Origin of the sequence: Methylobacterium platani, assembly GCF_001653715.1 — a bacterium.
Classification (GTDB): Bacteria; Pseudomonadota; Alphaproteobacteria; order Rhizobiales; family Beijerinckiaceae; genus Methylobacterium; species Methylobacterium platani.
Genome location: NZ_LWHQ01000112.1, coordinates 1 through 1,166 on the forward strand (window position 1 = coordinate 1; position 1,166 = coordinate 1,166).

Genomic DNA, 1,166 nt, shown 5'->3' on the forward strand with positions numbered 1-1,166 from the left:
GTTCCCTCCGAAGAGACCCGGTCCGCCGACCTCGCCGGAAGGGTGATCGGAAAGGCGAGGTGATGAAGCTTTTGCACCCGATCGGATAGAGAGCAATCCCTTCAGATAGGTTAGGTCAGGTAAAGTGGGTGAGGCAATGTTCTTATTGTGGAGATCTGATACTATTCCTGACTTTTGGTGCGAGAGCTATTGTGCAACTTAAAAATGTGAAAAGGGCGCTCAGTCTCATGTTTTACAAACAAATCGTCATTTTTATGTGTGTTTATTCAAGGGTGTAGCAAGGTTAGGCATGCCGATTATATCGGTAAATAAAATTTCTGTATTTCATACTAGCATACATGCGAATAGTTCGCACTGTAGAAAATATGATCGTAGCTATCAAGTGCGCACAATTTATTGCCATGCAATTCATTAACTCTTGCTTCATCCCTGCCGAGTAATGTGCTTCTCTCGTGCAGCGCTCCGGTCGCTGTAGCCGGAGGGCGCGCTCATGTCGTTGTTTCGGTCCGGGCTGCGCGCCCTCACCGAGGCTATCAACCGCTCGCGCGGTTGCCTTGACCTCGACCTTGACGGAACCATCCGCAACGCCAACGCCAACTTCCTCAACCTCGTGGGCTACAGTCGCGCAGAACTGGTCGGTAAGTCGCACAGCCTGCTGCTGCCCCCGGCGGAGCGGGACAGCGCGGAAAGCGCTGTGTTCTGGACCACGCTGCGGGAGGGCAAGCCGCTTACCCGCGAGTTCAAGCGGATCACCAAGGCGGGTGACGAGGTCTGGGTGCTGGCCTCCTACAATCCCGTGCTCGGTCGCTCCGGCAAACCCGCGCGTATCGTCGTCTTTGCCTCCGACATCACCGCGCAGAAGGCCCGTAGCATCGACACCAACGGGCAAGTCGCAGCTCTGCACCGCTCGCAGGCAGTTATCGCTTTCACGCCGGCCGGCATCATCCTCGATGCCAATACCAATTTTCTCTCGACGCTTGGCTACGAACTGAGCGAGATCCAAGGACAGCATCACCGTATCTTCATCGAGCCGGCCGAGCGCGAGAGTGTGGGCTATCGTGAGTTCTGGGCAGCCCTCGGGCGCGGCGAATACCAAGCTTCGGAGTACCGTCGTCTCGCCAAAGGTGGGCGCGAGATCTTTATTCAGGCGACCTACAACCCGATCC

Annotated in this window: 1 protein-coding gene; it reads left to right on the forward strand. The window is 55.7% G+C overall.

Annotated elements, in window-relative coordinates; genetic code table 11:
* Positions 1 to 490 precede the first annotated feature (490 nt).
* Positions 491 to 1,166 (forward strand): PAS domain-containing protein (locus A5481_RS31470; RefSeq protein ID WP_156655682.1); only part of this gene is annotated, 676 nt, incomplete at its 3' end.